1 protein-coding gene is annotated in these 4,641 nt (G+C 68.5%); it reads left to right on the top strand.

The genetic code is table 11. The features are described 5' to 3' along the window. Nucleotides 1-4,641: non-ribosomal peptide synthetase (locus RZ1_RS29030; RefSeq protein WP_139282066.1), on the top strand; the 4,641-nt coding region annotated here is incomplete at both ends.

Below are 4,641 nucleotides of genomic sequence, written 5' to 3'. Positions count from 1 at the left end.
TCGCGCGGATCGCCGCGGCACTCGATGTCCAGCTCGGCGTGCGCATGGTGTTCGAGGCCCCGACGGTCGCCGGACTGGCGCAGCTGGTCTCGTCGTCGCGTGCCGGAGATCGTCGGCGGCCGTTGCTCGTCCGCTATCCCCGTCCGGACGAGATTCCGCTGTCGCTGGCCCAGCAGCGGATGTGGTTCCTGAACCAGTTCGACCCGTCCGCCGCCACCTACAATCTGCCGTTCGTGCTGCGGATGGAAGGAGCCGTCGACGTCGACGCGCTCCGTGCGGCGCTGTACGACGTCGTGGAGCGGCACGAGTCGCTGCGCACCGTCTTCCCCGAGTCGGGTGCCGGTGCGTACCAGCTGATCCTGCCGATCGACGACATCGATCTCGGTCTCGAGGAGGAGTTCGCCGGACCCGACGAGCTTCCGGAAGTGCTCGCCGAGTTCGCATCGGCGGGTTTCGATGTCTCCCATGAGATTCCGATTCGCTGCCGACTCTTCCGCATGGGCGCGGACGAAGTCGCTCTCGCGATGGTCATCCATCACATTGCGGCCGACGGGGTGTCCTTCGGCCCGCTCGCGCGGGACATGGCGACGGCCTATATCGCGCGCACCGGTTCGACCGCCGCGACCTGGTCGCCGCTGTCGGTGCAGTACGCCGACTACACGCTGTGGCAGCGTGATGTCCTCGGGGACGAGGCCGATCCGGATTCGCTCGCCGCGATGCAGATCGAGTACTGGTCGAATCAGCTGGCCGGGATCCCCGAGCAGCTCGATCTGCCCTCGGACCGGAGGCGGCCGGCGGTGCAGTCCTTCGTGGGTCGCCGTGTCGGGTTCGACATCGACGCGCGCACCTACAGTGCGCTCACGGAACTTGCACGCGAGCACAACGTTTCGCTGTTCATGGTCATGCACTCGGCGCTGGCGGTGCTGCTCGCCCGGCTCTCCGCCACCGAGGACATCGCGGTGGGTACTCCCATCGCCGGTCGTGGTGAGGAAGCCCTCGACGATCTGATCGGCATGTTCGTCAACACGCTCGTCTTGCGGACCCGGATCATGCCGAAGATGTCGTTCACGGAGCTGCTGCAGCAGGTGCGTGAGGTCGACCTCGGGGCCTTCGCGAACGCGGATGTGCCGTTCGAGCGGCTCGTCGAGGTCCTCAAGCCGGCCCGCTCGCAGTCCCGGCATCCGCTGGTGCAGGTGGTGCTCGCCTATCAGAACATGGGCAATACCAGCCTGGAACTGCCGGACCTGACGATCGAGGCGAGTGAGGTCGACGTCGACGTCGCCAAGTTCGATCTGCAGCTGACCCTGTCCGAACGTACGGACGGCTCCGGCGCGACCGTCGGGCTCGGTGCCGAATTCGTCTATGCCACAGATCTGTTCGACGTTTCGACCGCGCGGGGATTCGCGCAGCGTTTCCAGCGGCTCCTTGCAGCCGTCGTAGCCGATGCGGACCGGGCCGTCGGGGAGCTCGAGATTCTCGAACCCGGCGAGCGTCGTGCACTCGTCTCCACCACCGGTACCGGCAGTGCCGAACCGGCCACGCTGGCACAGTTGCTGACCGACGCGGCCGTCCGGAACCCCGACGGCCCCGCGCTCGTCTCGGGCGACCGGACGCTGACCTACCGCGAGCTCGACGCGGTCTCCTCGCAGTTCGCGCGCATGCTGATCGCCCGCGGTATCGGACCGGAAACCGTGGTGGCCATTGCGGTTCCGCGGTCGATCGATTCCGTGATCTCGTGGTGGGCGGTCGCCAAGACCGGCGCCGCGTTCGTTCCCGTGGATCCGAACTACCCCGCCGACCGCATCGAGCACATGGTCGTCGACTCCGGCGCCGAACTCGGGCTGACGACGGAACAGTACAGGTCGGAGCTGCCGGGTGCTGTCACCTGGCTCGCGGTCGACGACGCCGAACTCGTCGGTGACCGCGCGGTCACCTCGCCGGCACCGATCACCGACGCGGACCGGGTCCGTCCGCTGCGACTGGACAATCTCGCGTACCTGATCTACACCTCCGGTTCGACCGGTACCCCGAAGGGCGTCGCCGTCACCCACTCCGGTCTCGCGGGATTCGAGGCCGAGCAGCGGGACCGTTACGGAATCGGGCCGTCATCGCGCACACTGCATTTCGCGTCGCCCAGCTTCGACGCCTCGATTCTGGAATTGCTGCTCGCGACAGCCGGCTCCGCGGCGATGGTGATCGTTCCGACCTCCGTCTACGGCGGCAGCGACCTGGCCGACGTCCTGGTCCGGGGCGCGGTCACGCACGCATTCGTCACCCCGGCGGCGCTGGGGTCGGTGGATCCCACGGGTCTGCCGGACCTGCGCGTCGTCGTGGTCGGCGGCGAAGCGTGCTCGCCCGAACTGGTCGCCCGGTGGGTGCCGGGCCGGTCGATGTTCAACGCGTACGGGCCGACCGAGGCGACCGTTGCATCGAACATCTCCGACCCGCTGGTCGCAGGCGAGCCGATCGTCATCGGCGGGCCGATCCGCGGCGTGACGACGTACGTACTCGACTCGAGGCTCGGCCCGGTGCCGGAGGGCGTCGTCGGTGAGCTCTACATCTCGGGTGCGGGTGTGGCCCGCGGATACCATGCTCGTGCCGGTCTGACCGCGGAACGGTTCCTCGTGGATCCGTTCGCCGGGGACGGCCGACGGATGTACCGGACGGGTGATCTGGTGCGGTGGGTGCCCGGCGCACCGGCGCCGCGCATCGAATACGTCGGCCGCAGCGACTTCCAGGTGAAGATCCGCGGTTTCCGCATCGAACTGGGCGAGATCGACGCGACCCTCGCCGCGCACGCCGACGTCGATTTCGCGGTGACGGTCGGTCACACCGGTGTGTCGGGCACGGCACAGCTCGTGTCGTACGTGACGGCTGTGCCGGGGCATGTCGTCGGTGTGGACGCGCTCGCGGCGTTCGCTGCCGCCCGTCTGCCCTCGCACATGGTGCCCGCGGCGATCGTCGTTCTCGACGAGGTGCCGCTGACCCCGCAGGGCAAGCTGGACCGGAAGGCGTTGCCGGCGCCGGTGTTCGAGACCAAGGTCTTCCGGTCTCCGTCGACTCCCGTCGAGGAGATCGTCGCCAACACGTTCGCCGACGTGCTCGGTGTGGCGCGGGTCGGCGTCGACGACGACTTCTTCGAGTTGGGCGGAAACTCCCTCATCGCGACCCAGGTCGTCTCCCGGCTCGGTGCCGCCCTGCAGACCACGGTCCCGGTCCGGGCGCTGTTCGAGGCATCGACCGTCGAAGCGCTCGCCGCACGGGTCGAACAGCATGCCGGGGCAGGCGGTCGCGCCGCGCTGGCACCGGTCGAGCGTCCGGACCGGATTCCGCTGTCGCTCGCACAGCAGCGCATGTGGTTCCTCAACCGCTTCGACACCGGCTCCGCGGTCAACAACATTCCGGTCGTGATCCGGCTCAGCGGGGAACTCGACATCATCGCCCTGCAGGTCGCGGTCATCGATGTCACCGACCGGCACGAGTCGCTGCGGACGATCTTCCCGGACTCGCCGGACGGCCCGAGGCAGGTCGTGCAGGAGGCGGTGCAGACCGTTCCCGATCTGACGCCCGAGCGTGTCACCCCGGAAGAACTGCACGGCAAGCTGTTCGAGCTCGCCTCCATCGGCTTCGACGTGACCTCCGAGGTCCCGATGCACGCCCGGCTGTTCGAGATCGGCGAACGCGACTACGTGCTCGGCCTGGTCGTCCACCACATCTCCGCTGACGGCTGGTCCATGGGTCCGCTCGCGCGCGATGTGATGGTGGCGTATGCCGCGCGGTCGTCGTGGGATGCCCCGGCGTGGTCGCCGCTGCCGGTGCAGTACGCGGACTTCGCGCTCTGGCAGCGTGGGGTCCTCGGCGACGAGCACGACCCGGATTCGCTGATCTCGCGGCAGCTGGACTACTGGTCGGCCACGCTGGCGGGACTGCCCGATCAGCTCGACCTGCCCAGCGATCGTCCGCGTCCGTCCACCGCGTCCTTCGCCGGTGCGAGCGTCCGCTTCACCGTCGAGCCGGAACTCCACTCGGCCCTCAACGTGTTCGCGCGTGAACACGCGACCACGCTGTTCATGGTGGTGCACAGCGCGCTGGCGGTGCTGCTGTCGCGGCTGTCGGGGACGAACGACGTCGCGATCGGTACCCCGGTCGCCGGCCGGGGTGAAGCAGGTCTCGACGACCTGGTCGGCATGTTCGTCAACACGCTGGTCCTGCGGACACCGGTCGACCCCGCCGAATCGTTCACCGACCTGCTCGGCCGGGTGCGCGAGGCGGATCTGGGGGCGTTCGGACACGCCGACGTGCCGTTCGAGCGGCTGGTCGAGGTGCTCAACCCGGCCCGTTCGCAGGCCCGGCATCCGCTGTTCCAGGTGATGCTGGCGTTCCAGAACCTCGCCCAGACGTCGTTCGAGCTGCCGGGACTGTCGGTGAGCGGACTCGACTTCGACGCGCAGGTGTCGAAGTTCGACCTGCAGGTCACGCTCACGGAATCGATCGACGAACAGGGCTCGCCGGCCGGTATGGCCGCCGAACTGACCTATGCGACGGACCTGTTCGACGAACCGACGATCCGTTCGTTCGCCGAGCGTTTCGTGCGGTTGCTCGAGGCCGTGGTCTCGGAGCCGTCCACCCTGGTCGGCGATC

The sequence above is a fragment of the Rhodococcus zopfii NBRC 100606 = JCM 9919 genome (assembly GCF_001895025.1).
In the GTDB taxonomy this organism is placed as follows: Bacteria; Actinomycetota; Actinomycetes; order Mycobacteriales; family Mycobacteriaceae; genus Rhodococcus; species Rhodococcus zopfii.
The sequence above is the reverse complement of the archived record's forward strand: the minus strand, read 5'-3'. Positions and strand labels throughout refer to the sequence as shown.